This is a genomic window from Amycolatopsis sp. NPDC114505, assembly GCF_055633615.1.
Genome location: NZ_JBVKDV010000002.1, coordinates 1,914,997 through 1,940,881 on the forward strand (window position 1 = coordinate 1,914,997; position 25,885 = coordinate 1,940,881).

Annotated in this window: 27 protein-coding genes and 1 pseudogene; 15 read left to right on the forward strand and 13 right to left on the reverse strand. The window is 72.5% G+C overall.

Features of this window, described 5'->3' with window-relative positions:
• Positions 1–38: 38 nt before the first annotated feature.
• A complete protein-coding gene (locus ACZ7OU_RS26895; RefSeq protein WP_470257220.1) occupies positions 39–764 on the reverse strand; it encodes an SDR family NAD(P)-dependent oxidoreductase in 726 nt (241 codons plus the stop codon).
• 64 nt (positions 765–828) lie between these two features.
• Here ACZ7OU_RS26895 and ACZ7OU_RS26900 point away from each other — a divergent pair, with 64 nt between their 5' ends.
• Positions 829–1,266, forward strand: coding sequence for a MarR family winged helix-turn-helix transcriptional regulator (locus ACZ7OU_RS26900; RefSeq protein ID WP_470257221.1), 438 nt, complete (start codon positions 829–831; stop codon positions 1,264–1,266).
• Between the two features lie 6 nt (positions 1,267–1,272).
• Here the strand turns inward: ACZ7OU_RS26900 and ACZ7OU_RS26905 are convergent, their stop codons facing one another.
• The 5 genes from ACZ7OU_RS26905 to ACZ7OU_RS26925 form a co-directional block, all read right to left on the reverse strand.
• Entirely contained in the window at positions 1,273–2,208 is a 936-nt protein-coding gene (locus tag ACZ7OU_RS26905) for an acyl-ACP desaturase (protein WP_470237312.1), read from the reverse strand.
• Positions 2,209–2,334: 126 nt separating this feature from the next.
• Positions 2,335–3,738, reverse strand: a complete 1,404-nt coding sequence (locus ACZ7OU_RS26910; RefSeq protein WP_470257222.1) for an MmgE/PrpD family protein — start codon at positions 3,736–3,738, stop codon at positions 2,335–2,337.
• Complete coding sequence (locus ACZ7OU_RS26915) at positions 3,735–4,556, reverse strand: cyclase family protein (RefSeq protein WP_470257223.1); 822 nt, start codon at positions 4,554–4,556, stop codon at positions 3,735–3,737. The genes ACZ7OU_RS26910 and ACZ7OU_RS26915 overlap by 4 nt, the downstream gene beginning before the upstream one ends.
• Positions 4,553–5,374 (reverse strand): HpcH/HpaI aldolase/citrate lyase family protein, encoded by an 822-nt coding sequence (locus ACZ7OU_RS26920; protein WP_470257224.1) that lies wholly within the window; start codon positions 5,372–5,374, stop codon positions 4,553–4,555. Before ACZ7OU_RS26920 ends, ACZ7OU_RS26915 begins: the two co-directional genes overlap by 4 nt.
• Entirely contained in the window at positions 5,371–6,558 is a 1,188-nt protein-coding gene (locus tag ACZ7OU_RS26925) for a CaiB/BaiF CoA transferase family protein (protein WP_470257225.1), read from the reverse strand. The genes ACZ7OU_RS26920 and ACZ7OU_RS26925 overlap by 4 nt, the downstream gene beginning before the upstream one ends.
• Before the next feature lie 262 nt (positions 6,559–6,820).
• On the opposite strand from ACZ7OU_RS26925, the gene ACZ7OU_RS26930 reads away from it, so the two are divergent.
• From ACZ7OU_RS26930 to ACZ7OU_RS26970, 9 genes are read left to right on the forward strand one after another with little or no spacing between them, the layout of a single operon-like run.
• Positions 6,821–8,065 (forward strand): ABC transporter substrate-binding protein, encoded by a 1,245-nt coding sequence (locus tag ACZ7OU_RS26930; RefSeq protein WP_470257226.1) that lies wholly within the window; start codon positions 6,821–6,823, stop codon positions 8,063–8,065.
• A complete protein-coding gene (locus ACZ7OU_RS26935; protein ID WP_470257227.1) occupies positions 8,062–9,075 on the forward strand; it encodes a branched-chain amino acid ABC transporter permease in 1,014 nt (337 codons plus the stop codon). Before ACZ7OU_RS26930 ends, ACZ7OU_RS26935 begins: the two co-directional genes overlap by 4 nt.
• On the forward strand, positions 9,072–10,118 hold the full coding sequence (locus ACZ7OU_RS26940; protein ID WP_470257228.1) for a branched-chain amino acid ABC transporter permease: 1,047 nt from the start codon (positions 9,072–9,074) through the stop codon (positions 10,116–10,118). Before ACZ7OU_RS26935 ends, ACZ7OU_RS26940 begins: the two co-directional genes overlap by 4 nt.
• Positions 10,115–10,849: an ABC transporter ATP-binding protein gene (locus ACZ7OU_RS26945; RefSeq protein ID WP_470257229.1), complete on the forward strand. Its 735-nt coding sequence runs from the start codon at positions 10,115–10,117 to the stop codon at positions 10,847–10,849. Before ACZ7OU_RS26940 ends, ACZ7OU_RS26945 begins: the two co-directional genes overlap by 4 nt.
• Positions 10,836–11,537 (forward strand): ABC transporter ATP-binding protein, encoded by a 702-nt coding sequence (locus tag ACZ7OU_RS26950; protein ID WP_470257230.1) that lies wholly within the window; start codon positions 10,836–10,838, stop codon positions 11,535–11,537. Before ACZ7OU_RS26945 ends, ACZ7OU_RS26950 begins: the two co-directional genes overlap by 14 nt.
• Entirely contained in the window at positions 11,534–12,883 is a 1,350-nt protein-coding gene (locus ACZ7OU_RS26955; RefSeq protein WP_470257231.1) for an MmgE/PrpD family protein, read from the forward strand. Before ACZ7OU_RS26950 ends, ACZ7OU_RS26955 begins: the two co-directional genes overlap by 4 nt.
• The gene (locus ACZ7OU_RS26960) at positions 12,883–13,515 is read left to right on the forward strand and encodes an aspartate/glutamate racemase family protein (RefSeq protein ID WP_470257232.1); all 633 of its coding nucleotides are present in this window, start codon (positions 12,883–12,885) and stop codon (positions 13,513–13,515) included. Before ACZ7OU_RS26955 ends, ACZ7OU_RS26960 begins: the two co-directional genes overlap by 1 nt.
• Positions 13,512–14,891: an FAD-dependent oxidoreductase gene (locus ACZ7OU_RS26965; protein WP_470257233.1), complete on the forward strand. Its 1,380-nt coding sequence runs from the start codon at positions 13,512–13,514 to the stop codon at positions 14,889–14,891. The genes ACZ7OU_RS26960 and ACZ7OU_RS26965 overlap by 4 nt, the downstream gene beginning before the upstream one ends.
• Positions 14,892–14,899: 8 nt before the next feature.
• Positions 14,900–16,369, forward strand: a complete 1,470-nt coding sequence (locus tag ACZ7OU_RS26970) for a dihydroorotase (RefSeq protein ID WP_470257234.1) — start codon at positions 14,900–14,902, stop codon at positions 16,367–16,369.
• 52 nt (positions 16,370–16,421) lie between these two features.
• Here the strand turns inward: ACZ7OU_RS26970 and ACZ7OU_RS26975 are convergent, their stop codons facing one another.
• Together ACZ7OU_RS26975 and ACZ7OU_RS26980 are read right to left on the reverse strand one after the other, a co-directional pair.
• Entirely contained in the window at positions 16,422–17,240 is an 819-nt protein-coding gene (locus tag ACZ7OU_RS26975; RefSeq protein ID WP_470257235.1) for an IclR family transcriptional regulator, read from the reverse strand.
• 101 nt (positions 17,241–17,341) lie between these two features.
• The gene (locus ACZ7OU_RS26980) at positions 17,342–17,785 is read right to left on the reverse strand and encodes a RidA family protein (protein WP_470257661.1); all 444 of its coding nucleotides are present in this window, start codon (positions 17,783–17,785) and stop codon (positions 17,342–17,344) included.
• Here ACZ7OU_RS26980 and ACZ7OU_RS26985 point away from each other — a divergent pair.
• A pseudogene (locus ACZ7OU_RS26985) lies at positions 17,741–18,679 on the forward strand (helix-turn-helix transcriptional regulator). The gene ACZ7OU_RS26980 and the pseudogene ACZ7OU_RS26985 overlap by 45 nt on opposite strands.
• 34 nt (positions 18,680–18,713) lie before the next feature.
• On the opposite strand, the gene ACZ7OU_RS26990 reads toward ACZ7OU_RS26985, so the two are convergent.
• On the reverse strand, positions 18,714–19,742 hold the full coding sequence (locus ACZ7OU_RS26990) for an epoxide hydrolase family protein (protein ID WP_470257236.1): 1,029 nt from the start codon (positions 19,740–19,742) through the stop codon (positions 18,714–18,716).
• A 37-nt stretch (positions 19,743–19,779) separates the two neighbouring features.
• Between ACZ7OU_RS26990 and ACZ7OU_RS26995 the strand changes: the two genes are divergently transcribed.
• Entirely contained in the window at positions 19,780–20,340 is a 561-nt protein-coding gene (locus ACZ7OU_RS26995; protein WP_470257237.1) for a TetR/AcrR family transcriptional regulator, read from the forward strand.
• 120 nt (positions 20,341–20,460) lie between these two features.
• On the opposite strand, the gene ACZ7OU_RS27000 is transcribed toward ACZ7OU_RS26995, so the two are convergent.
• Entirely contained in the window at positions 20,461–20,994 is a 534-nt protein-coding gene (locus tag ACZ7OU_RS27000) for a TetR/AcrR family transcriptional regulator (protein ID WP_470257238.1), read from the reverse strand.
• A 48-nt stretch (positions 20,995–21,042) separates the two neighbouring features.
• Between ACZ7OU_RS27000 and ACZ7OU_RS27005 the strand changes: the two genes are divergently transcribed.
• On the forward strand, positions 21,043–21,939 hold the full coding sequence (locus ACZ7OU_RS27005) for an SAM-dependent methyltransferase (protein ID WP_470257239.1): 897 nt from the start codon (positions 21,043–21,045) through the stop codon (positions 21,937–21,939).
• On the opposite strand, the gene ACZ7OU_RS27010 is transcribed toward ACZ7OU_RS27005, so the two are convergent.
• A complete protein-coding gene (locus ACZ7OU_RS27010) occupies positions 21,906–22,724 on the reverse strand; it encodes a CPBP family glutamic-type intramembrane protease (RefSeq protein WP_470257241.1) in 819 nt (272 codons plus the stop codon). The two genes, ACZ7OU_RS27005 and ACZ7OU_RS27010, sit on opposite strands and share 34 nt — an antisense overlap.
• Positions 22,725–22,908: 184 nt before the next feature.
• Between ACZ7OU_RS27010 and ACZ7OU_RS27015 the strand changes: the two genes are divergently transcribed.
• Together ACZ7OU_RS27015 and ACZ7OU_RS27020 are read left to right on the forward strand one after the other, a co-directional pair.
• Positions 22,909–23,868 (forward strand): ABC transporter ATP-binding protein, encoded by a 960-nt coding sequence (locus tag ACZ7OU_RS27015; protein ID WP_470257242.1) that lies wholly within the window; start codon positions 22,909–22,911, stop codon positions 23,866–23,868.
• A 5-nt stretch (positions 23,869–23,873) separates the two neighbouring features.
• On the forward strand, positions 23,874–24,608 hold the full coding sequence (locus ACZ7OU_RS27020) for a hypothetical protein (RefSeq protein WP_470257243.1): 735 nt from the start codon (positions 23,874–23,876) through the stop codon (positions 24,606–24,608).
• Between the two features lie 39 nt (positions 24,609–24,647).
• Here ACZ7OU_RS27020 and ACZ7OU_RS27025 read toward each other — a convergent pair whose 3' ends face one another.
• Both ACZ7OU_RS27025 and ACZ7OU_RS27030 read right to left on the reverse strand, forming a co-directional pair.
• Entirely contained in the window at positions 24,648–25,292 is a 645-nt protein-coding gene (locus tag ACZ7OU_RS27025) for a response regulator transcription factor (RefSeq protein WP_470237288.1), read from the reverse strand.
• Positions 25,283–25,885 (reverse strand): sensor histidine kinase, encoded by a 603-nt coding sequence (locus ACZ7OU_RS27030; protein WP_470257244.1) that lies wholly within the window; start codon positions 25,883–25,885, stop codon positions 25,283–25,285. The genes ACZ7OU_RS27025 and ACZ7OU_RS27030 overlap by 10 nt, the downstream gene beginning before the upstream one ends.

The window sequence follows — 25,885 nt, forward strand, 5'->3', positions numbered from 1 at the left end:
GCCCGAAAATCCGGCGATCACTGTGCCGGGCGGGCAACTCAGCCCTGAACAGGCTCGCCGTCGAGGAAGAAACCGCCGGTGGGGCCGTCCGCGGGCAGGGTCGCCGCCCAGACGACGCCGAGTGCGGCCTCGGCGGGCGAGCGGTCGTCGGCGTCGTCGCCGCGCTCGGGGTGCGTGGCCACCGAGCCGGGGTCGACGGCGTTGACCAGGATCCCCGTATCGCGCAGCTCCGCGGCCAGCGACGAGGTCAGCGCGTTGAGCGCGTACTTGGCGAGGGAATAGCCGGGCGACCGGACCCCCGCGGTCCCGGTGAACTGCGTGACGGCGGCGCTGGAGATGTTGACGATCCGCGCCGCCGGAGCGGCCCGGAGCAGCGGCAGGCAGGCCTGGACCAGGCCCCAGGCACCGAGGACGTCGACGGTGTAGGCGGTGCGGGCCTCGCTCAGGTCCACGTCGAGCACGGACAGCGTCGTGAAGTCGGGCATCGCGGCGGCGTTGTTGACCAGCACGTCGAGCCGGCCGGTGGCCGAGCGGACGAACTCGGCGCAGGCCGCGGCGTCCGCCGGGTCCGTGACGTCGAGGCGCACCGCGTCCGCGGAGAGCCCTTCGGCGACGAGCTTCCCGGCCAGCGCGCGCGTCCGGTCGAGGTCACGGCCGGCGAGGACGGCGTGGTAGCCGCGGGTGGCGAGCTCACGGGCGACGGCAAAACCGAGGCCCTGCGGACGGCTCGCGCCGGTGACGAGGGCGACCTTGCTTTCGTTCATGAGACCTACTGTAGGGACTTCCTACAATTGTGCCAACCCGCTTTTTCCACGTAGGATCGTGACCATGACGGACCGTCCCCGAGCGCTGCTGCGCTGGCCCACGTACGTGATGGGCAACCTGCACCGCAGCGGCGTCGCCCGGATCGACGAGGCGCTGGCCGGCTTCGGGGTGGCCCTGCGCGACTACTACGTCCTGGTCTGCGTCGGCGAGTTCGGGCCGCTGGCCCAGCAGCGCGTCGCCGACCGGCTGGGCCTGGACCGCAGTGACCTGGTGAAGGTCCTCGACCGGCTCGAGGCCGCGGGCTGGGTGCTGCGGGAACGCGACACCGAGGACCGGCGGCGGCACCTCCTCACCCTGACCGACGCCGGCCGGGCCGCGGTCGCGAAGGTCGAGGACGTCTCGGCCGCCGTCACCGGCGAGCTGCTCTCCGCGCTGAGCCCGGGGGAGCGGGAAACCCTGCACCGCCTGCTGCTCAAGGCCTTCGGAGAGCCGCCCGCCTGAAGACCGTCAGCCGTTCTTGAGCTTGGCGCGGCGGGCCTCGGCGGCGTCACGGCGTTCTTCGAAGCGGGCCGCCTGGGCGTCGAGCGTCTTGAGGAAGGTCGCCAGCTCGTCGCGGGCGCGTTCGCCCTCCGGGCCGAGGTTGGCCAGGTCGAACACCTTCCAGTAGCGCAGCAGCGGCAGGACGACGTCGTCGTGGTGGATGCGCAGGTCGTAGATGCCCGCCTTGGCGATCAGCGCCGCCTTCCGGGCGAAGCTCGGGATCACCGCGCCGGGCATCGCGAACGACACGACCTCGTCGGTGATCGCGCGCATCATGGCGTCGGGGGAGATCTCCAGCGAGGCCTTGACCAGGTTCCGGTAGAACACCATGTGCAGGTTCTCGTCCGTGGACACCCGGGCCAGCAGCCGTTCGGCCAGCGGGTCCTGGGTGTAGCGGCCGGTGTTGCGGTGCGAGATCCGGGTGGCCAGCTCCTGGAACGAGACGTACGCGCAGACGTGCAGCAGCGGCTTGTCACCGGTCTCGTAGCCGGCCTGCATCGTCTCCATCCGCATGCGCTCCAGCTCGACCGGGTCGACGGCGCGGGTGACCAGCAGGTAGTCGCGGATGCAGATGCCGTGGCGGCCCTCTTCGGCCGTCCAGCGGTGCACCCAGGTGCCCCACGCGCCGTCGCGGCCGAACGCGCGCTCGATCTCGCGGTGGTAGCTGGGCAGGTTGTCCTCGGTGAGGAGGTTGACCTCCAGTGCCGTCCGCGCGATCGGGCTGACCCGGGACTGCTCGGGGTCCCAGGCCTCCCCGCCGAGCTCGGCGAAGTCGCGCCCCTGGCTCCACGGGACGTACTCGTGCGGCATCCACTCTTGGGCGGCGGCGAGGTGCCGGTTGAGGTTCTCTTCGACCGTCCCTTCCAGCTCGTACAACAGGCGCGTGCTTTCCGGAACCGGCATGGGGACGTCCTTCCGTACCTACGCGACCGTAACTTACGGTGCCGTAGGTAAGGGTAAACGGACAGTGGCCCCCAGAGGTTCCCGTGGTGGTGCCGGTCACGAAATTCCGGCCGGCACCACCGGCGGTCAGACGCGCAGCAAGCGGGTCAGCTCCGACAGGTCGCCCAGCTCGGCGAGGCCGTACGTCAGCTCCGTGATCCGGGCGCTGACCTCGGCCGGGAGGACCCGGGCGGCGTTCAGGCGGAACTTCGTCGCCAGCTCGTCCGCCGAGAGCGGGTTGTCCGGTCCGCCCCGGTTCACGTCGACGCGTTCCGCCAGTTCGGTGCCGTCGGTCAGCCGCACGCGCAGGACCGCCGGGAACTGGTGGGGGAAGATCTCGTCGCACCGGGCGTCCGGCACGCAGTGCACCTTCGCCGCCAGCGCCAGGCGCGCGGGGTCCGCGGCGGCTTCGTCGGTGAAGTCGTCGTGGAAGACGCCGAGCCCGCCGCCGCCCAGCAGCCCGGCCGCCACCGTGTAGGGGCCGGAGAACGCCGCGTGATAGCCCGACTTCGGGTGGATCTTGTCCTCGCGCGGCTCGCCGATCGTGCGCAAGACCGCCGTCGGCGCGCCCAGCTCGATCTCGGCGATCTCCGCCGGATCGACCCCGCGGGACCGCAGCCGCCGGGCCGCGTCGATGCCCGCGTGGGTGAAGTGGTTGCAGGGATAGGGCTTGAAGAAGATCCCCGGCAGCTCCCAGCGCTCGCCGAGGCCGTCGACGATCGCGTCCACATCGGACTGGTCGCCGCAGAACGCCTGCAGCAGCCCGAACCGGCCCTCCAGGACTGTCGGCGGGCCGGTGATGCCGTGACGCGCCATGCCCGCCGCCGTCACCGCGGCGTGAGCGGCCCAGCCGCAGTGGATGCGCTTCACCGTGCCGCCGGTGCGGTTGGCCTCCAAGAGCCCCGAACCCATGCTGGCCGCGATGCCGATCGCGTCGGCGATCCCCTCGGCGTCCACATCGGACAGCATCGCCGCGGCCGCCGCGGCACCCAGGGCACCGCAGATCGCCGTCGCGTGCAGACCGCGTTCGAAGAACACCGAGTTGCCCAGTTCCTCGTCGTACCCGGCCATGCCGAGCCGCACGGTGATCTCGACGCCGACCCCGATCGCGTCGAGCAGCTGGGCCCCGGTCGCGCCCCGGGACTCCGCGACGGCCAGCGCGGCCGGCACCACCGACGCCGACGGGTGCAGCACCGACGGCAGGTGCGTGTCGTCGAAGTCGAGCGAGTGCGCGAGGGTCCCGTTCAGCAGGGCCGCGCTCGGCTCGGGCAGGCGGTCGCCGGTCCCGATCGCCGTCGCCCGGCCGGTGCCGCCCCACTCCTGGACCAGCGCGCCGACGGCCGCGGCGGGTCGTTCGGCGGTCGCGGCCAGGCTGTTGCCCAGCACGTCGAGCACCCGCCGCGCGGCGTCGTCGCGCAGCTCCGGCGGCAGACCCTTGGCCCGCACCGACGTCGCGAACGCGGCCAGCTGCTGGACGATCGTCGCGGTCATGCGCTCACCGCCGCGAGGGGCCGCACGGGGGAGCCGGTGCCGCCGACGATCCGCAGCGGCGCCAGCACGAACACGAACTCGTGGATGCCTTCGGCCGCCACCGCCTCGAGGTTCAGGTGTTCCATGATGAAGATGCCCGACTCCACCAGCAGGATCCGGTGCACCGGCAGCACGGCGTGCCCGGCCCCGGCCGGGATCTGCTCGTAGGCGGTGGTGTCCGCGCCGGTCGCGACGACACGACGCTCCGCCAGCCACTCCGCGGCCGACGTCGTGGCGCCGGGGACGCCGGTTTCCTTGCCCATGTACGTCGTGGCGTCGTCGAAGTTGCGCGCCCAGCCGGTGCGGATCAGCGCGACGTCGCCGTCGCCGGGCTCGGTACCGGCCCGCTTCGCGGCCGCGTCGAGGTCGTCGGCCGTGACGCCGTACCCCGGCTCCAGCGTCGGGACGCCGTGCACGGCCGCCACGTCCAGCAGGACCGCGCGCCGCAGCAGGCCGGGCAGGTTCTCCGCGCCGTGCGTGCGGAACACGCCGCCCTGCTGGGCCTCGGCGGCATCGACGTCGCCGTGCAGCTTGCCGTCGTGGCTGACGTGCGAGAGCGCGTCGATGTGGGTGCCGACGTGCCCGCCGGTCACGATGATCTCGTTGGCGGCCGACCCGCCGTCCGGGCGGCGCATGTCGCCGTGGCGGCGGATCAGGGTCATCCGGAACCCGGGGTGGTTCGGCGAGCAGGGCATGCCGGTGAAGAACGGCTGCCCGAGCTCGATCAGCCGGACCCCGCCGGCGATCGCCGACAGCAGCGGATCCTGGGGACGTGTCATGAGTGCTGGCCTTCCTTTTCTGCCGGCGCCGCGAGCGCGAGCACCCACCGGGCGCGCGCCACGATCGCGGCGTCGACGAACTGTCCGTGGTGGTCGATCCAGGCCGCCGACCCGGTCGTTTCCAGGTGGCCGAGCAGGTCGCTCGCCCAGGCCGTTTCGGCCGGATCGGGGGCGCAGACCTCGTGCACCACGGGAATCTGGGCGGGGTGGATCACCGACCGGCCGAAGAACCCGGCCGCCCGCCCGGCTTCGGTGCTCGTGCGCAAGCCGTCGAGGTCGCGCACGGCGGTCCAGACGCTCTGTACCGGGCTCGGCAGCCTGGCCGCCCGTGCGGCCACGACAACCCGGGACCGCGGCCACGTCAGCGCGTCCCCACCGGCGACGCGCAGGTCCGCGGCGAGGTCGGCCTCGCCGAGGGAGATCCCGGCGACGAGCGGGTGCGCGGTGGCGATCGCGAGGGCGTTTTCCACGCCCAGCGCGGATTCCAGCACCGGGTACACCGGCACGCCGAGTGCGTCGGCGACCCGGCGCAGCTCGCCCGGGTCCTCGCACTTCGGTACGCGGACGCCCGCGGCCCCACGCAAGGCCGTGATGTCGGCCTCGCCGGCGTCGGTGCCCGGCGCGTTGATCCGGACGAAGGCCTGCGCGCCATCGTCCAAAGCGGACTGCGCGTTCCGCCGTGCCTCGTCCTTGGCCGCCGCGGCGACGGCGTCCTCGAGGTCGATGATCACGGCGTCCGCTTCGCCGTCGAGCGCCTTCTTGATCCGGTCCGGCCGGTCGCCGGGCACGTAGAGCCAGCTGCGCAGGACCTCGCTCACTTGATCACGCCTTTTTCGCGCAGCGAAGCCAGTTCCGGCTCGCCGAGGCCGAGGCGGCCGAGCACCTCGGCGGTGTGCGCGCCGAGCGGTGCGCCGGCCGACGTGAGCTGCCCGGGGGTTTCGGACAGCCGGAACAGCACGTTCTGCATCTTCACCGGGCCCAGTTCCTCGTCGTCGAGCGTGGCGATGGTGCCCAGCGCCGCGAACTGCGGGTCGGTCATGACGTCGGCGGCGGTGTAGATCGGCGCGACCGCGGCCTGGGCCTCCTCGAACGCCTTGACGACGTCGTCGCGGTCGCGGTCGGCGATCCACGACCCGACGGCGTCGTCGAGCAGGTCGGCGTGCTGCGCGCGTTCGGCGCCGCTGGCGAACCACGGCTCGTCGATCAGCTCGGGGCGTCCGACCAGCCGCATCACGCGCTCGGCGATGGACTGGGCGCTGGTGGAGATGGCGACCCAGCTGCCGTCGCGGGTGCGGTAGGTGTTGCGCGGCGCGTTGTTCGTGGAGCGGTTGCCGGTGCGCGGCTGCAGCGTGCCGAGCTGGTCGTAGGCGATGATCTGCGGCCCGAGCAGCGTCAGGATCGGCTCGATGATGGCGAGGTCGACGACCTGCCCGCGGCCGGTCTGCTCGCGTGCCCGCAGCGCGGTCATCACGGCGTACGCGGTGGTCAGCGCGGCGATCCCGTCGGCGAGCCCGAACGGCGGCAGCGTCGGCGGGCCGTCCGGTTCGCCGGTGATCGCGGCGAACCCGCTCATCGCCTCGGCGAGCGTGCCGAAGCCGGGCCGCTTGGCGTACGGGCCGATCTGCCCGAACCCGGTGACGCGCGTGAGCACCAAGCCGGGGTTGATCTCGCTCAGAACGTCGTAGCCGAGACCCCAGCGCTCCAGCGTGCCGGGGCGGAAGTTCTCGACGACGACGTCCGCGTCGGCCACGAGGTTCTTGAAGATCTCCTGGCCCTCGGGGGAGCCGAGGTAGAGGGTGATCGCCTTCTTGCCGCGGCCGAGCATCTTCCACCAGAGGCCGACGCCGTCGCGCTGCGCGCCGTGGCTGCGGACGGGGTCGCCGTTCGGGTGCTCGATCTTGATCACCTCGGCGCCGAAGTCGCCCAGCAGCGTCGCGGCCAGCGGGCCGGCGAACAGGGTGGCCGTGTCGAGCACCCGGATCCCGGACAAAGCGCCCGTCATGGGGCTTACCTGCCTTTCTCGTCCGGCGAGCGGGGTTCGAGCACCGTTTCGCCGGGGGGAACACTTGTGAACGCCGAGTTTCGTAGTGGCGTCTCTCGGTGTTTTCCAAGTTCGCACTGATCGCACGTGTCCGTCAAGTTATGCGCAGATGTTGACCTGAAGTCGGGGCGGGTGTCACGATGACCGGCAACAAACCTGGCGTTTCGCTAAGCGGAACGCCAGTCCTTCTAGGGTGCACAGCCTTCCAGTGGGAAGAGGTGACATGTCCGCACGAATGCTCGTCGCGGGACTCGGGGCGCTGGCCCTGCTCGCGACCGGGTGCGGGGGATCGGCTCCGATGGGGGCCGGGGGCGCCGCCGCGGGGCGGGACGAGGGCCCGGTCAAGATCGGGGCACTGCACCCGGTCAGCGGCTCGAACGCGGTCGACGGCCTGCAGATGCGCCGCGGTGCGCAGCTGGCGGTCGACGCGATCAACGCGGCCGGCGGCATCAAGTCGCTCGGCGGCCGCAAGGTCGAGCTGGTCACGGGGGACACGCAGGGCAAGGCCGACATCGGGCAGAGCGAGGCCCAGCGGCTGATCTCGGCCGGCGCGGTCAGCCTGGTCGGCACCTACCAGAGCGCGGTGAGCACCAACGTCGCCGTCGTGGCCGAACGTAACCGGGTCCCGTTCGTCATGGACGTGACCGCCTCCGACGCGATCTTCTCCCACGGCTACAAGTACTCCTTCCGCGTGCAGCCCGGCAGCAAGGCGATCGCGACGGCCGCCGCCCAGTACCTCAAGGCGGTGTCCGAACAGGCCGGCAAGCCCGTCCGCAAGGTCGCGTTCCTGCACGAGCAGAGCGACTTCGGCAGCGGCGCGGCCGACGCCTTCACCGCGGCGGCCAAGCAGCTCGGCATCGAGGTCGGCCCGAACATCAGCTACGACGCCACCACCGTCAGCGACCTGACCGCCCAGATCACCCAGGTCAAGGCGGCGGGCGCGGACGTGCTGGCGGTCGCCGGCTACTACCGCGACAGCCTGCTGGCGGCCAAGGCGATCGCCTCGGTGAAGCCGGACCTCAACGCGGTCTGGGGCGTCTCGAACGGCGCGTACGACCAGCCGAAGTTCGTCACCGACGCCGCCGCCGTCGGCAACCTGTACTTCAGCACCAACTACCACTACGACGCGACCAACCCCGAGACCGTCGCGCTGCGCGAGAAGTACCAGAAGCGCTACGGCGACCCGATGCGCACCGGCGCGGTCCTGTCCTACGACGCGGTCCAGGTGATCGCGCACGGCGTCGAGAAGGCCGCGAGCACCGACCCGGAGAAGGTCCGGGACGCGATCGCCGGCGCGCAGGTTTCGCCGTTGACCGTCGGGCGCGGGCAGATCCAGTTCGCCCCGAACGGCGACAACCGCAACGCCTTCCCGGTGCTGATGCAGGTCCGGGACGGGCGGGTCCAGCAGGTGTATCCCCCCGAAAAAGCCGAATCCCGGCCCGACTACAGGGTGGCGTGGCGACCATGACCGAACTCGACACCGGGGCGCCCGTCGTCCCCCAAACCGCACCACCCGACCGGAAGACCAGAGCGGACAAGGGTTTCCTCGGCCGCGCCGGCATCGTGGCCGCCGTCCTCGTCGTCGCGATCGTGCTCGCGCTGGTGCAGTCCGGCAGCGGCCTGGTGGTCTGGCAGTCGGTGGTCACCGGCCTCCTGACCGGCGGGCTCTACGGCCTCATCGCGATGGGCCTGACGCTGATCTTCGGCGTGCTCGACATCGTCAACTTCGCCCACGGCGCGTTCCTCGCGGTGGCCATGTTCCTGTCGTTCGGCATGGTCCAGGCGACCGGGCTCCACCCGTACCTGACGCTCGTCGTGGCCGTCCCGGCGCTGTTCCTGCTGGGCGCGGCCGTGCACCGCGGGCTGCTGTCCGGGGCCGGCGGCCGGTCGCTGGAGAACCAGCTGCTGATCACGCTCGGCCTGTCCCTCCTGCTGGAGAACGGGCTGCTGATGTTCTTCGGCGCCGAGCCGAAGACGATCGCGCTGCCCGGCGACTTCCAGTTCCCGCTGCTGGGCGCGGTCGTCGCGGGTTCTCGGCTCTACGCGTTCCTCGGTGCGATCGTGCTCGGCGGGCTGCTGTACTGGCTGCTGCGGCGGACCCGGCTGGGCACGGCGATCCGCGCGGTCGCCGCGAACGCGTCCGGCGCGTCGCTGGTCGGCATCAACGTCCGCCGGATGCACACGCTGACCTTCGCCATCGGCACGGCGTGCGCGGGTGCGGCGGCGGTGCTCGCCGGCCCGCTCGTCACCGTGACCCCGACGCTGGGGGAGCAGTTCAACATCACGGCGTTCGTGGTCGTGGTGCTCGGCGGGATGGGCAACGTCGTGGGCGCGCTCGTCGGCGGCCTGCTGATCGGCCTGGTCGAGCAGCTCACGACCATCTACCTCGGCGGTCAGAGCTCCCTGCTCGGCGTGTTCGTGGTGTTCGTGCTGGTGCTGTTCCTGCGTCCGCAGGGCCTGTTCGGGAGGCGCGCATGAGCATCACGATCGAGGCACCGGCGGGGTTTTCGGAAGCCGTCAAGGCACCGCCGCTGCGGCCGCAGAACAAGCAGCTGGCCATCCTCGCGATCCTCGTGCTGGTCGCCATCCCGCTGCCGCTGATCCTCCCGGCGGCCCAGGGCGCGGTCGCCGTCCGGATCCTGATCTTCCTGCTGATGGCCGTCGGCTGGAACATCATGAGCGGCTTCGGCGGGATGTTCAGCTTCGGGCACGCCGCCTACTTCGGCCTCGGCGCCTACACCAGCGCGTACCTGCTGGTGAAGCACAACGTGTCACCGTGGATCGGGATGCTGGCCGGGATGGCGGTGGCCGCCGCGGTCGCCGTCGTCATCGGCTACTTCTCCTTCCGCTACAAGCTCCAAGGCGCGTACTTCGCGCTGGCGACCTTCGCGTTCGCGGAGATGCTGCGGCTGATCGTCACGAGCAGCGCGTTCGCCAACAAGTCCGTCGGGTTCAGCGTCCCGCTGATCCAGGACTCGTCGCTGTGGCTGATCCAGTTCCCGGCCGACTCGCCCGCGTACTTCTGGGTGGCGCTGGTCCTGGCCGGGGCGGCGGTCGCGATCAGCATCGTCTTCCTGCACTCGCGCGCCGGCCGGTACGTCACGGCGATCCGTGACGACGAGCTGGCGGCGGCGTCACTCGGCGCCCCGGTGTTGCGGCACAAGCTGCTGACGGTCGCGCTGTCGGCGGCGATCACCGCCGTGGCGGGCGCTTTCTACACGCAGTACTACCTGTTCGTGAACCCCGATCTCGGGTTCGGCTCGGCCATCTCGATCCAGGCGATCGTGCCCGTCGTGATCGGCGGCATCGGCACGGTGTGGGGCCCGGTGGTCGGCGCGATCATCATCGGCTCGCTCACCGACGTCACCGCCACGCTGCTGCGCACGCCACCGGAGTTCCTGGGCTTCCTGCAGGGCCGCAGCGGACTCGACGTCGTGCTGTACGCGGTGCTGGTCATCCTGATCGTGCGGCTGTTGCCCAAGGGGATCGTCGGAACTCTCGCTGCGAGGTGGCGTCGATGAGCATCGTGGAAGTCACCGGCGTCGGCAAGGCGTTCCGCGGCGTGCACGCACTGTCCGATGTGGACCTGGCGGTCGCCGAAGGAGAGATCCTCGGCGTCATCGGGCCCAACGGCGCGGGCAAGACCACGCTGTTCAACGTGATCTCCGGAGCGCTGTCCCCGGACACCGGCCGGGTGCGGCTGGCGGGCGACGACGTCACCGGGCGCGCGCCCGACCGGATCGCGCGGGCCGGGATGGTCCGCACGTTCCAGCTGATGCGGCCGTTCGCGAGCATGACGGTGGCGCAGAACGTCGGCCTCGCCGCGCAGCACCACCGGCTGAGCGCGAAAGCCCTGCGGGAGCACGCACTCGACGTCGTCGACCGCGTCGGGCTCGGACCGTGGGCGCACCGCAACGCGACCGACCTGCCGACCGCCGGGCTCAAGCGCCTCGAGCTGGCGCGGGCGCTGGCGACGCGGCCGAAGGTGCTGCTGCTCGACGAGGTGCTGGCCGGGCTGGTGCCGGCCGAGCGCGAACCGGTGCTCGACCTGCTCGCCACGCTGCGCGAGCAGGAGGGCGTCACGCTGGTGTTCATCGAGCACATCATGGCCGCGGTGATGCGGCTGGCCGACCGCGTCCTCGTGCTCGACCAGGGCCGCGTCCTGGCCGTCGGGTCGCCCGCCGAGGTCACCAGCGATCCGCGCGTCATCGACGCCTACCTCGGTGAGGAGCCGACCCATGCTGACGCTTGAGAAGGTGTGCGCCGGGTACGGGCGGATGCGGATCCTGCACGACGTCGACCTGCACCTCGACGCCGGGGAGATCGTCGCGCTGGTCGGCGCGAACGGCGCCGGCAAGACCACGACGTTGCGCAGCATCTGCGGGCAGCTGAAGCCGCTGTCGGGCACGATCACGCTCGACGGCGCGCCCACCGCCGGGCGCCGTCCGGACCAGCTGGTGCGCGACGGCCTGGTGCACGTGCCCGAGGACCGGGCGCTGTTCGGCACGCTCACCGTCGAGGAGAACCTGCGGATGGGCGCGTGGACCCGCACGTCCGAGCAGGCCGCTTCGTCGCTGGACGAGGTGTACGAGCTGTTCCCGGTGCTCGCCGAGCGCCGGACGCAGCTCGCCCAGACGTTCAGCGGCGGCCAGCAGCAGATGCTCGCGATCGGTCGCGCGCTGATGGCCGGGCCGCGGCTGCTGATGCTCGACGAGCCGTCGACCGGCTTGTCCCCGAAACTGACCTGGACGGTGCTGGAAGCGGTCCAGCGCATCCGGGACAACGGGGTGGCGGTGCTGCTGGTCGAGCAGAACGCGAAGCAGGCGCTGGCCATCGCCGACCGGGCGTACGTGCTGGAAAGCGGGTCGACGGTGCTGCAGGGCACCGGCGCCGAGCTGGCCGGCGATCAGCGCGTCAGGAAGGCGTACTTGGGACTGTGAAACGCGAACAAGCGGCGGCGGCGACAGCCTCGCTCGGAGCCTGGGTGTCCGAACTGGACATCGCGGCCGTCCCGGGTGCGGTGCTGGACCGGCTTTCCCTCGTCCTGCTCGACGTCGTCGGCGTCACCGCTTTGGGTGCTTCGCTGCCGGAGCAGCGGTCCTTGGCCGACGCGTGGCGCGCGCCGGCGGGCCCGGCGCCGCTGATCGGCGGCGGGCGGCTGGTGACGACCGACGCGGCGGCGTGGCTCAACGGGGTCGCTTTGGTGTCGCTGGAGCTGGACGAGGGCCACAAGTACGCCAAGGGCCACCCCGCGGCGCACGGGTTCCCCGCGGTGCTGGCGCTGGCGGCCGAGCTGGACAGCACGGGCGCGGACACGGCGGCGGCGCTGCTGGCCGCGTACGAGGTCGCGGCGCGGTTCGGCCGCGCGACCACCTTGCGCGCGGGCGCGCACCCGCACGGCAGCTGGGGCGTCCCCGGCGCGGCGGCGGGTTGCGCGCGGCTGCTCGGCCTCCCACCGGGCGCGGCCGCGGCGGCCATCGACACCGCGGCCGGCCTGGTGATCGCCGGGCACTTCGACTCGGCGACCCAGGGCAACCCGGTGCGCAACGCATGGCTGGGCGCCTCGGCGACGTCGGGACTGGCCGCGGCCCGGATGGCGGCGGCCGGGATGGCCCGCACGACCGGAACCGCCGCGCTCTCCCTCGGCACGCTGCTCGGCTCGTTGGACGCGGCGGAGCTGGCCGCGGAGCTGGGCACCCGCTGGGACATCACCCGCGGCTACTTCAAGCGGCACGCGTCGTGCTCGTTCACCCACCCGGCGGCGGACGCGGTGCTCGAACTGCGGTCCCGTCCGGAGTTCCGCGCTGCCGGGATCACGCACGTCCTGGTGGAGAGCCACGTCCTGGGGGCCGGACTGTCCTCGGTGGACTGGTCGAACCGGCTTTCGGCGATGTTCTCGACGCCGTTCGTGGTGGCGACCGCGGCGTTGAGCGGCGAGGTCGGGCCGGAGAGCCCGCTCTGCGACGCGGACGTGCGTTCTCTGGCGAGCCGCGTGCGCGTGGTCGAGGCCGCGGACCTCACGGCCCGTCTCCCGGACGAGCGCGCGGCGCGAGTGACCGTCGCGTTCGACGACGGAACGTCGCTGACCTGCGAGGTGCCCAACCCGGTCGGGGACGCCGACCACCACCCGCTGACCGAGCCCGACCTGGTCGGCATGCTCGCGAACTGGCTGCCCGCGGACGTCGTCGCTCGCGCGGCGGCGCTGGGCCGCGACCTGCCCGGCCTGCCCCGCGTCGGCGCGGCGCTGCGCGGGCTGGCCGGAACCGAAGAGAAGGAGCCGAACTGATGCGTGCCCTCGCGGTGACGCCCATCCACCTGCCGCCCGAGGAGATCCGGCGGCGGCAGGAGCGCTACGACCGGCTCGCCCCGCCCGGCTTGACCATCGAGCTACGCGACGTCGGCCCGACCGCGCCGGAGACCCTCGACACCGGCGAGTCCGTGCGCGCCTCCGAGCGTGAAGTCGCCGCGGCCATCGCGGGCGCCGGTGAGGGCTGGGACCTGGCCTTCCCGGACTGCGTGCTGGACCCGGCCGTTCCCGACGCCGTCGCCGAACCGCCGTTGCCGGTGCACGGCCTGCTCAAGCTGTCCGCGAGCCACCTCGCCGCGAAGGGCGTCCGGTTCGGCGCGGTCGTGCGCAACGACGCCATCGCCGAGGAGTTCGCGAAGCGCATCGCCGCCTACCGGCTCACCGAGTACTTCGTCGGCGTTCGCGTGCTGGACCTGCCGTTCTCCGCCATCGCCGAGACCGAGACGTGGAACGCCGCCCTCGGCACGGCCGTCGGCGAACTCGCCGGAGCCGGTGCCACCGCGGTGATCAACGGCTGTTCGGCCGTCGACGTCGAACCCGCCGACCTGCCCGCGCGCATCGTCGACCCGACGGAGCTCGCGATGCGGCTGCTGGCTGTGGAGGAGCGGTGACCGACGGACCGGACCTCGTCGTCGCCGGCGCGGGCGGCGGGCTCGCCGGGGCCTTGCGCGCGGCCGAGCTGGGCCTCAGCGTTCTGGTCGTCGAGGCGAGCGAGCACTTCCGGCGGGGCAACAACACCTCGATGTCCACCGCCATGTTCCCCGGCGCCGGCTCCCGCTGGCAGGCCGAGCAGGGCGTCGACGACTCGCCCGAGAAGTTCGTCGCCGACATCATGGCCAAGACGCACGGCCAGGCCGATCCGCGTCTGGCCCGGACCGTCGCCGAGGTCAGCGCGCCGCTGGTCGAGTGGCTCGCCGACTCCGCCGGGCTGCCGTTGTCGCTGGTCACCGACTTCAACTACCCGGGTCACGCCGTGCCCCGGTGCCACACGATCCCCGGCCGGCACGGCTCCGGCGTCATCGACCACCTCGCCCGGCGCGTGACCGAACACGAGAACATCGAGCTGCTCGCACCAGCCCGGCTGGTCGACGTGCGGTCCGATGTGGACGGTGTCCGGGCGGCCGTCGTCCGGTACCCCGACGGGACCGAAGAAGAGATCCCGACCCGGGCGGTCCTGCTGGCCACTAACGGCTTCGGCGCCGACGCCGACCTCGTCGCGAAGCACCTGCCGGAGATCTCGGGCTCGCTCTACCAGGGCAGCGACCAGTCGCTCGGCGACGCGCTGCGCATCGGTGAGAAGCTCGGGGCCGCCACCGGATTCCTCGACGCCTACCAGGGCCACGGCGCGGTGTCCGCGAGCGCGGGCACGCTCGTCGGCTGGGCGACGATCATCCACGGCGCGATCCTCGTCGACCTCGAAGGCCGCCGCTTCGGCAACGAGACCCGCGGCTACTCCGAGTACGCCGCCGAGCTGGCCGCGCGGCCCGGGTCGACCGGCTGGATCGTGCTCGACGAGACGATCTTCGAGCAGTGCCAGCCGTTCCAGGACTTCCGGGACGTCGTGTCGGCCGGCGCGCTGGTCTGGGCCGACGACGCCGCCGCGCTCGCGAAGGCGACCGGCCTGCCGCCGGACGCCCTGGAAGCCGAACTCGCCACCGCGGCCGCCATCGCGCGCGGCTCACAGGCCGATGTACACGGCCGCACCCACTGGGAGCGTCCGCTGACCGGCCGGCTCGCCGCGGTCCGCGTGGTGCCCGCGCTGTTCCACACCCAGGGCGGGTTGCTGGTCGACGAGCACGCCAACGTCGTCGACACCCAGGACCGCCCGATCCCCGGGCTCTACGCCGCGGGTGGCGCCGCGGCGAGCATCTCCGGGCACGGCGCCGCCGGCTACCTGCCCGGCAACGGACTCCTGCCCGCCTTCGGGCTGGCCTACCTGGCCGCCGGCGACGTCGCCCGGCGCCGCACCCCCGACCCCGCAAGCTGAGGAGAGAAATGGCAACGACGGAACTGCTCGTGAAGAACGTCCGGGTCGTCCGCCCCGACGACGCCGACGGATCCGAGCCCGAGCTACTGGACATCGCCGTGAACGACGGCACCATCACCCGCGTCGCGAAGGACCTGCCGACTGACGACGTCGCGCAGGTCGTCGACGGCCGCGGGCTGCTGGCGTTCCCCGGTGTCGTCGACGCGCACCAGCACTGGGGCATCTACAACGAACTGGCCACCGACACCCGCACCGAGAGCCGCGCGAGCGCACAGGGCGGTGTCACGACGTCGCTGACGTACATGCGGACCGGCCAGTACTACCTGAACAAGGGCGGCAGCTACCGCGACTTCTTCCCCGAGGTGCTGAGCGCGTCCGAGGGCAACGCCTACGTCGACTACGCCTTCCACCTCGCGCCGATGAGCTCGGAGCACATCTCCGAAATCCCTTACCTGGTCGAGGAATTCGGCGTCACGTCGTTCAAGATCTTCATGTTCTACGGCAGCCACGGCCTGCACGGGCGCTCGACCAGCCAGAGCGACTTCCTGATGATCCCGCCGGACGAGCGCTACGACATCGCGCACTTCGAGTTCGTCATGCGCGGGGTCCAGCACGCGCGCGAGGTGCTGACCGAGTACGCGCCGCACCTGTCGCTCTCGCTGCACTGCGAGACGGCGGAAATCATGACGGCGTACACGAAGCTGGTCGAGCAGGACGGCTCGCTGTCGGGCCTGCGGGCCTACAGCGCGTCGCGGCCGCCGCACTCCGAAGGCCTCGCCGTCACCATCGCGTCCTACCTGGCGCACGAGACCGGGCTGCCGAACATTAACCTGCTGCACCTGTCGTCGGAGAAGGCGCTCTCGGCCGCGCTGACGATGGGGAAGGCGTTCCCGCACATCGACTTCCGGCGCGAGGTGACGATCGGGCACCTGCTGGCCGACGTCGACACCGCGTCGGGCATCGGCGGCAAGGTCAACCCGCCGCTGCGCGAGCGCGAGGACGTCGAGGCGCTGTGGCGGCACGTGCTCGCCGGCGACGTCGACTGGGTGGTCAGCGACCACGCGTGCTGCCGAGACGAGCTGAAGTTCGGCTCGGACCGCGACGACGTCTTCCTGGCGAAGTCCGGCTTCGGCGGTGCCGAGTACCTGCTGCCGGGGTTGGTCGGTGAAGGCACGAAGCGCGGTCTGTCGCTGCAGCGGATCGCGCAGCTGACGTCGCAGAACCCGGCTCGCCGTTACGGCCTGCTGAAGAAGGGCACGATCGCCGAGGGCTTCGACGCCGACTTCGCGCTGGTCGACCCGGACGTCCGGTGGACCGTGCGCGCGGCCGAGTCGGAGTCCACTCAGGAGTACACGCCGTTCGAGGGCTTCGACATGACCGCGAAGGTGACCGACACGTTCGTGCGCGGGAACCACGTGTTCGCCGACGGCAAGATCACCGGCGACCCGGTGGGCCGCTACCTCAAGCGCGGCCGCTGAACGCCGGTCGTGAGTGAGAAACAGTGTTCTAACCCTGTTTCTCACTCACGACCTACCGGCCACCCTGCTCCTGCAGCCAGGCCCAGCTCTGCCGGATCTCCGCGGCCGCGTCGCGCACGAGGTCGCGGTAGCGGGCCACGGCGTCGGGCGTGAAGCGGTACTGCGGTCCGCAGATGCTGACGGAGCCGTGGACCTCGCCGTCCGGGCCGAACAGGGGAGCGGCGACCGATCCCGCGCCGGGCTGGCGTTCGCCGAGCGAGACGGCGACGCCGTCACGGGCCACTTCGGCGAGGGCCTCGCGCAGCTGCTCGGCGGTGGTGATCGTGTGCTCGGTCAGCGCGGGGAGCTCCCGGTGCAGCAAGGCTTCCCGGTGGTCTTCGGTCAGCGACGCGAGGATCACCTTGCCGGAAGAACCGGCGTGCAGCGGGAACCGGCGGCCGAGCTCGACGGTCATCTTGATCTCGCGCGGGCTTTCGAACTGGTCGAGGTACACGCGTTCGTCTCCGACCAGGCCGGAGAGGGTGGTCGTCTCGCCGGTCTCGTCCCGCAGCCGCCGCAGGACGGGAAGCGCCGCGACCCGGGCGTCGAACCGGCGCAGGGCGCTCGCCCCGAGCGCGACGGCCGCGGGGCCGAGCCGGTAGCCGGCGACACCGGCGTCGGTGGCCAGCACCTCGCGCGAGACGAGCGACTGCAGGATCCGGTAGACGACCGCCTTGGACAGGTCGAGCTCCCGGCTGATCGTGCTGACGCCCAGGTACCGGGGGCCACCGGTGAAGAGCAGCAGCACGTCGGCCACCCGGGCGGCGGCCTCGGTGCCGGTGTTGTCCGACGGGGCGGCGGGCTTGCGCCCGGCGGTACTGTTGACGGCCACGCTCGTGGTCCTCGACTTCGTTTCGCTGACAGGAACGGTTCGGTTCGAATCATAGCACTTTGGTGCCGTGCTTAGAGTAAACCGTTCCGGCCAGCGATACGTCACTGCCCGACGGCGGTGCCTTCGAGCTCGACCAGCTGGCCGGGGACGGCCAGCCGCGTCACCCCGAGCATCGTGGTCGCCGGTGCCACCCCGGCGGCGCCGAGCCGGGCCGCCAGCACGCCGTAGTGCGGGAACAGACCGTCCACATCGGTGGTGTAGACGTTGAGGCGGACGAGGTTCGCCAGCGTCATGCCGGCCTCGGCGAGCACGGCCTCGAGGTTGTCGAGGGTCAGCGCCAGCTGCGCGGCCACGTCGCCGTCGTGCTCGGGCTTGCCCTCGGCGTTCGTCGCGGTCTGCCCGGAGCAGTACAGGGTCCGGGTGTGCCCGGCGACGAGCTCCCCTTGGTTGAACCTCAGCTCCGCCGACCACGTCGTCGGGTTGACCGCCGTTCGTTCCCCATGCGCGCCGACCGGCTGGTCTCGCTGGTACTGCTGCTGCGGCAGCGCGGCCGGCTGACCGCGGACGCGCTCTCCCGCGAGCTGGCCGTGTCGACGCGGACCGTGCTGCGCGACATCGAGGCGCTGTCGACGGCCGGCGTCCCGGTCTACCCCGAACGCGGCCGGCACGGCGGGTTCGCGCTGCTGCCCGGGTCCCGGACCGAGCTGACCGGGCTGAACCACGACGAGGCGCTGGCGCTGCTCGCCACCGGATCGGGCCTCGGCCTCGGCCCGGCGCTCGCGTCGGCCCGCCGCAAGGTGCTCGACGCGCTGCCGGAAAGCCACCGCGCCACCACGAGCGACGCGGCCGGCCGGTTCCTCGTCGAGCCGGAGACCGACCTGCTTCCCCGCCGTCCGGCCGCCGGGGAGGCGTCCGCCCCGGCGATGCTCGAGATCCGGCGCGCGGTCCTCGCCGGACGCCGGCTGCGCCTCCACTACGCGGCCGCCGGCCAGCAGCCGGAGTGGCGCACGGTGGACCCGATCGGCCTGGTCACGGTGCGCGAACGGGGTTACCTGCTGGCCATCCGATCGGGCGAGGACCGCACCTACCGGCTGTCGCGGGTGCTGGCCGCGGAAGGACTTCCCGAACCGGCACGGCGACCGGCCCGCGTCGACCTGGACCGGGTCTGGCGGGAGCGCTGCGCGCAGTTCCTCGCGGGCGGCCACATAGCGGTGCAGCTCCGGGTGGACCCGGCGCGGCGGGAGGAAGTGCTGCGCACCGCGGTGGCGGTCCGCGCGGCCGAGCCCGACGCCACCGGCCGGCTGCGCCTGGAGGCGACGTACTAGGACGCGTGGCACGCCGAGTGGGCGCTGTGGCAGCTCGGCGCCCACGTGGAAGCGTTGGCGCCGCAGTCTTTGCGTGACCGTGCTGCCGCGATCGTTGCCCGCTACGAGGACTGAGGTGGCCTTTCGCGGCCCACCCTTGCTGCGGCGACTAAGCGCCCAGCTCGACCGCGCGGCGCAGGTCGCGGACGTAGGCCTCGGGCTGCTCCCACGCCGCGAAGTGGCCGCCGGCCGGGTGTTCCTCGTACTCGACGATGTTCAGGAACGCTTCGGCGTAGCTTCGCGGCTCCGGCTTGATGTCCCGCGGGAACACCGACAGCACCGTCGGCGTGTCGATCCGGGCGGGGAGCGTGACCGGTTCGGTGTAGGTGGTGAACGAGGTGCCGATCGTGCCGGTGGCCCAGTAGACGGTGACCCAGGTGAGCAGTTCGTCGTCGGTGAAGGCCGCTTTGTCCGACCAGGACTCGAGCTTCTCGACGATCCACGCCGCGAGGCCGGCGGGGGAGTCGCCGAGGGCGACGGACAGGGTGTTCGGCCGCGTCGACTGCTCGGCGATGTAGCCGCCCTCCGCCCGGAACCACCGCGCCGCCTGGCCGACGTAGGCGACCGCGTCGGGGGCGAGCGTCGCCGGGTCCGCCGTGAGTGCGCGCTGTGGGGCGACGTTCGTCAGGTGCAGGGCCGTCACCCGGTCCGGGTGGTGGCCCGCCAGGACCTCCGCGACGGTGCCGCCGACGTCGCCGCCTGACAGCATGTACCGCGGATACCCGAGTTCGGCGAGCGCGTCCGCGACGAGTTCGGCGATCCGGCCGGCGGACACGCCGGGCGTGGTGAGCGGGGCCGCGAACGGGAAGCCCGGCAGCGCGGGGACCACCACGTGCACGTCGGTGAGCAGGGGCAGGACGCGTTCGAACCGCAGCACCGAGTCGGGCCAGCCGTGCAGCAGCACGACGACCGGGGCGCCGGGGTCCGTGGCCCGCCGGTGGATCAGGCGCAGGCCACCCGCCGTGACCCAGGGGAGCGCGCGGACACGGCGCTCGTGCTCGTCCCAGTCGTACCCGCCGGCCCAGCGTTCGAGCAGCTCGTCGAGCCGGGTGGCGGTGATGCCGCGTGTCCCGTCGGTGCTCCAGGGGGTCGTGACCCGCCGGGTCCGCCGGAGTCTGTCCCGCAGTTCGTCCATCATGTGTACGACGATACACATGATGTGTATGCTCGTACACATGACTTCGCGCGACGCGGCGGCCACCCGGCAGCGGATCCTCGACCAGGCCCGGCGCCAGTTCGCCCGGCACGGCTACACGGCGATCACCGTCAAGGGCGTGGCCGACGCGGCCGGCGTGTCACCCAACCTGATCACGCGCTACTTCGGCGGCAAGGAAGGCCTTTTCCTGGCGGCGACCCGGGTCGAGATCCCGGTCGAGGACTCCTTCGACGGCGACCGCGCCGAGCTGGGCGCGCGGCTCGCGGCGAGCATCGTCCGGCGCTGGTCCGGCGATCCGGGGGAGGATCCGCTGCTGGTGCTGCAACGCGCGTCGGGCGAGCGCCCGGAAGCGGCGGAGGCGCTGGCCGCGTTCCTGGACGCGAAGTCGCTGGAGCCGTTGCACCGCTACCTGCGCGACAGCGGGCTGGCCGATGCCGACGCGCGCGCCCGGGCCACTGCGATCGATGCGTTCGTGCTCGGTGTCTCGACCCGCCGCCGGGTGCTGCGTTCGGAGTTGGGTGACCCGGGTGCGCTCGAGGCGTGGTTGGCCGGGGTGATCCAGCGGCTTGCCGACGGATGAGGCTCAGACCGGTCGGGCGCCGCCGCCGAGTTCAAGGCGTGGCCGGGGTGGCTGCGCTCCGGACTCGGCGACCCCGGCGCGCTGGCGGCGGTGATCCAGCGGCTCGCCGACGGCTGAAACTCACCCCGATCGGCGGAATCCCCGGGTCAAGAGCGCAGCGAACCGCCGCCTCGCCGCCGGGGTACTCCCGTGGATGCCGGTGCCGGCCATGAGCACCACCTGCAGGTCGGCCAGGGTCACCTCGGGGCGTACGTGGCCGCTCTCCTGGGCGCGGTGGATCAGCCGGGTCGCGGAGGTCAGCGACGTCGTGCGCATCGCCGCGAGGTCCACCGCGCGCGGGAACGTGGCCTTGACCGCCGTCGTGAAGGCGTGGTCGCGGGCCTGCAGTGCGCAAAGCTTCCGGACCGTGCTGCGGAAACCGTGCCACGGGTCGGGGTCGGCGAGCCCCTCGTCCACAGTGGACTGCCAAGCCCGGGCCTGCTCGGTGAACGCCGCCGCGGCGAGTGTTTCCTTCGTGGGGAAGTGGCGGTAGACGGTCGCGGGCCCGACCTCGGCGCGCCGGGCGATCTCGCGGACCGGGACCGTCAGGCCCTCGGTGACGAACACCGCGCGCGCCGCTTCGAGGATGCGGTCGCGAGGCAAACGGGCGGTCACCGCTCTCACTTTAGCCAGCCGGCCGGGAGCCTCCGTTACGGTCCGCCGATGACTTCGAACGGGGACCCCGCGTCCGGTGTCGGCGCGACCGCGACCATGGCGGCGATGGCCCGCGCCATCGCGACGCGGACGGATTCGCTCATCGACGACCCGTTCGCCGCGCCGCTCGTGCGGGCGGTCGGCATCGAGCTCCTCACCCGGCTGGCCACCGGCGAACTGCCGCCCGGCGACCTCGTCGACCGGACGGCGATCGACGGGGCCAAGGTGCGGACCCGGTTCTACGACGACTTCTTCCTCGCGGCGACGGACGCGGGCATCACCCAGGTCGTGATCCTGGCTTCGGGCCTGGACTCCCGCGCGTACCGGCTGCCCTGGCCGGCCGGGACCGTCGTGTACGAGCTCGACCAGCCGCGGATCGTCGGGTTCAAGACCCGCGCGCTGGCCGAGCTGGGTGCCGAGCCGACCGCTGACCGGCGAGCGGTGGCGGTCGATCTGCGCGACGACTGGCCCGCCGCCCTGCGCGCCGCGGGCTTCGACCCGGCCCGGCCGAGCGCGTGGAGCGCCGAAGGCCTGCTGGGTTACCTGCCGCCCGAGGCGCAGGATCGCTTGCTGGACAACGTCACCGCGTTCAGCGCGCCGGGGAGCCGGGTCGCCACCGAAAGCCGGCCGAACCCGCGACCGGGCACCGAAACCAAGACGAAGCACCGCCTCGACAGCATCTCCGCACTCTGGCGCGAGCACGGTTTCGACACCGACATGACGCGGCTGCGGCACTTCGGCGAGCGCAACGAAGCGGGTCCCTACCTGGCGGCCCGGGGCTGGACGCTGACCGCGGTCAGCACCCGGGACCTGCTCGCCGCCCACGACTTGCCGCCCTTGCCGGACGACGACCTGCGCATGGGCGAACTGCGCTACGTCAGCGGCATTCTCGGCGAGACCGCGTAGTGACGGCGGATCGGGCGAGGTGACCGCCAAGCCGCGCGGTCGGCGGTCACGACGGCGACCGCGACCAGGCACCACAGCGTGCCGGTGAGCCAGCCCAGCCGATCGGCGTCGGCGCCGGAGAAGCCGAGCGCGGCGGCACTGATCGCGCCCTGCGACACGTGGAAGACCACCGCCATCAGGGCACTCCCGCCGGTGCGGTTGACCAGCCACACGTAGACGAGGGTGATCGCGAAGGTCACCGGAAGACCGAACGGCGCGAGCATGCCCGAGGTGACCAGCGGCAGGTGCCACAGCGCCACCACCACGCCGAGGACGACACCGGCGCGCAGCGGGGACCACTTCTCCTGCAGGCGCGGCAGGGCGTAGGCCCGCCAGCCCGGCTCCTCGCCGATCGGCCCGTCCAGCGGGTTGACGAACCGCACCGCCGCGAACAGCCCGACGTCGGCCCAGGCGACGGCGCCGAGGTCGGGGGCGGGAGCGTCCCACACGGTCACGTTTGCCGCCACCGCGACGGCCAGCACGGCGAGCGGCAGCGCGACGGCCACCGCCCACCACGTCCAGCCGACGCGCCAGCGGGTCAGCCGCGCGAACAGGTCGCGGTAGCCGGCCCGGCCGTCGGTGACGGCGATGACGACGAGTGCCGCGAGCACGGGGCCGCAGGCGAAGAACGGCGTCGGAGCGATGCCGGCGGCGTAGAACGGCCACGCCCACCACGACAGGGTGAACGCGAGACCGAAGAACGCGGTGAGGCGGTGGCGGCGGGTCCACGCGGTGATCGCTGACATCGGATCCTCCTGGGGGCAGTGGGTTCCGGTCCACGGTGCGCCCGCGACGGGAGCGCCGGTAGCGGGCTGACTCCGGTTCGGCGATGAGGGTTTTCCCGGTGGCCGCCAGGGTTTTCCCGCTGCCGGGGGAGCGGCCGCGGCCGCCACAGTGGCTTCTCGGAAGAACGCCACGAGGAGGAGCTCCATGATCGAAACGTGCGGACTCACCAAGCGCTACGGCCCGACGCTCGCCGTCGACGACCTGTCCTTCACCATCAAGCCCGGCCGCGTCACCGGCTTCCTCGGCCCGAACGGCGCCGGCAAGTCGACGACCATGCGGATGATCCTCGGGCTGGACCGGCCCACGTCGGGGCACGCCCTGATCGGCGGCAGACCGTACGAAGACCTGCGGCACCCGCTGCGGGAGGTCGGCGCCCTCCTCGACGCGAAGTGGGTGCACCCCAACCGATCCGCTCGTGCCCACCTGCGGTGGATGGCCCGGTCGAACCGGCTGCCCGCGAGCCGGGTGGACGAGGTGCTCGACCAGGTCGGGCTCACCGCGGTCGCCGACCGCCGCGCCGGCACCTACTCGCTCGGCATGTCCCAGCGGCTCGGCATCGCCGGCGCGCTGCTGGGCGACCCGGGCGTCCTGCTGTTCGACGAGCCGGTCAACGGGCTGGACCCGGAAGGCATCGTGTGGATCCGCGAGTTCATGCGGGACCTCGCCGCCGAAGGGCGCAGCGTGCTGGTGTCCAGCCACCTGCTCCCGGAGATGGCCCTCACCGCCACCGACCTGGTGGTCATCGGGCGGGGCAGGCTGATCGCCGAGAGCTCGACGGCGGAGTTCGTCGAGGGCGCCGTCACCTCCACCGTGCGGGTGCGCGGCCCGCGGCTGCTGGACCTGGCGGAAGTCCTGCTGCGCCAAGGCGTCGACGTGCAGGCCGCGCCGGACGACGACCAGTCGCTGATCATCTCCGGCACCGACATCACGCGCGTCGGCGAGCTGGCCGCGGGTGCCGGGCTGGTGCTGCACGAGCTGGCCCTGTGCCGCGGCTCCCTCGAAGAGGCGTTCATGCACCTGACCGGGCACGACGTCGAGTACAGCGCGGGCGACCCCGCCCGCGGCCGGACCAACTCCGCGGCGCTCGCCGCGGCGGGAAGGTGACTCCCATGTCCCTCATCGCAGCCGAACGGATCAAGCTGACCTCGACGCGGTCACCCTGGTGGTGCGCCGCGGTCGGGGTGGCGGCCACCATCGGCGTCGGCTCGATCTCCATGGCCGGCAGCCAGGACACCGGGTTCAGCGGGGTCCCGTCGACCCAGCTCGGGTACGGCCTGGGGCTGGCGGTCGTCATGGTGATGGCGACGCTCGCGGTGACCACGGAGTACTCCGTCGGCATGATCAGGACGACGTTCCTGGCCGCGCCGGACCGCGGCGCGGTGCTGCTGGCGAAGACACTGGTCGTCGCGCTCGGCGCGGGACTGGTCGGGCTGCTCGCCGCGTTCGGCAGCTGGGCGCTGGGCCTGGTCCTGATGCCGGGCCGCGACCTCGCGCTGCACGGGGGGACCGAATGGCGCCAGGTCGCCGGGGTCGGCCTGGTCTACCTGGTGGCCGCCGTGTTCGCGGTCGCCGTTGGGATCCTCGTCCGGCACACCGCGGGCGCGGTGGCGCTGGTGCTGACCTGGGCGATGATGGTCGAGTCGCTGCTGGCGCTGATCCCCGGCTTCGAGTCGGCGTCCCGCTGGCTGCCGTTCCAGGCGGCCAAGCAGTTCCTGCTCGGCGGCCGGCCCGCGGACGGCGCGCCGCTGACCGAGCAGCCGTGGGCCGCGATGGGCTACTTCGCGCTGGTCTGCGGTGGCCTGCTGGCGATCGCGATCGCGGTGGCCAAGCGCCGCGACGCCTGAGTTCGTGCGGGGCGCGTCGAGAGGCGTGCCCCGCACGGCTCAGCCGCGCAGGTAGGTCAGCACCGCCAGGACCCGGCGGTTGTCGTCGGCGCCCTGGTGCAGCCCCAGCTTGGTGAACACCGAACGGACGTACGCCTCCACGGTCTTCGGGCTGAGGTAGAGCCGCTGGCCGATGGCCTGGTTGGAGCGTCCCTCGGCCATCACCTCCAGCACGTCCCGCTCCCGTTCGGTCAGGTCGTCGAGCGGGCTGCGGGTGCGCTGACGCCGGACCAGCTGCGCGACGACGGCGGGGTCGATCACCAGCCCGCCGGCCGCGACCCGGCGCAGGGCGTCGGTCAGCTCGTCGAGATCGGCGACGCGTTCCTTGAGCAGGTACCCGGCGCCTTGCGCGCCCGATTCGATCAGCTGCAGCGCGTAGTGCGGTTCGACGTGGGCCGAGAGCACCAGCACCCCGACCGACGGGTACCGCTCGCGCAGGTTCTCGGCCGCGTCCAGGCCCTCGGTGGTGTGGGTCGGCGGCATCCGGATGTCGACGACGACGGCGTCCGGCGGGTCGTGCCGCACCCGCTGCAGCAACGAAGCGGCGTCGCCGACCTGCGCCACGACGTCGAACCCGGCTTCGGTGAGCACCCGTGCCACGCCTTCGCGGAAGAGCACGGCGTCGTCGGCGATCATCACCCGCATGGCACGTCGGCTCTCACGCGAGTCCCGGCGCCCGGCACGCTTTCCACGTGCAGCCGGCCCCCGTGGGCGGCCACGCGGTCGGCCAGCGCGCGCAGGCCCGGCCCGTCCGGGTCGGCGCCGCCGGCACCGTCGTCACTGACTTCGACGCTCACGAGACCTCCTTCTGCGCGGACCACGACCTCGGCCCGCGTGGCCGACGCGTGCGCGGCCACGTTCTGCACCGCCTCGAACACCACGAAGTAGCAGGTCCGTTCCACCGTCGCGGGGAGCCGCCCGGCCGGCACGGCCGAAACCACGGTGGGGACCGGGCACCGGTCGGCGAGCGAGGCGAGCGCCGGTCCCAGCCCGGCTTCGGTCAGCAGCACCGGGTAGGTGTCGCGGGCCAGTTCCCGCAACTCTGCCATAGCGAGGGTCAGTTCCTGCCTCGCTTCGGCGACGAGCCCGGCGGCGTCACCGGTGAGCGTCCGCCCGGCCAGGCCGAGGACGAGCACGGCGGAGGCGAGGCGTTGCTGGGCGCCGTCGTGCAGCCGCCGTTCGAGGCGGCGCCGGAACTCGTCGGCGGCGTCGACGATCCGCGCGGCCGGCTCGTCCAC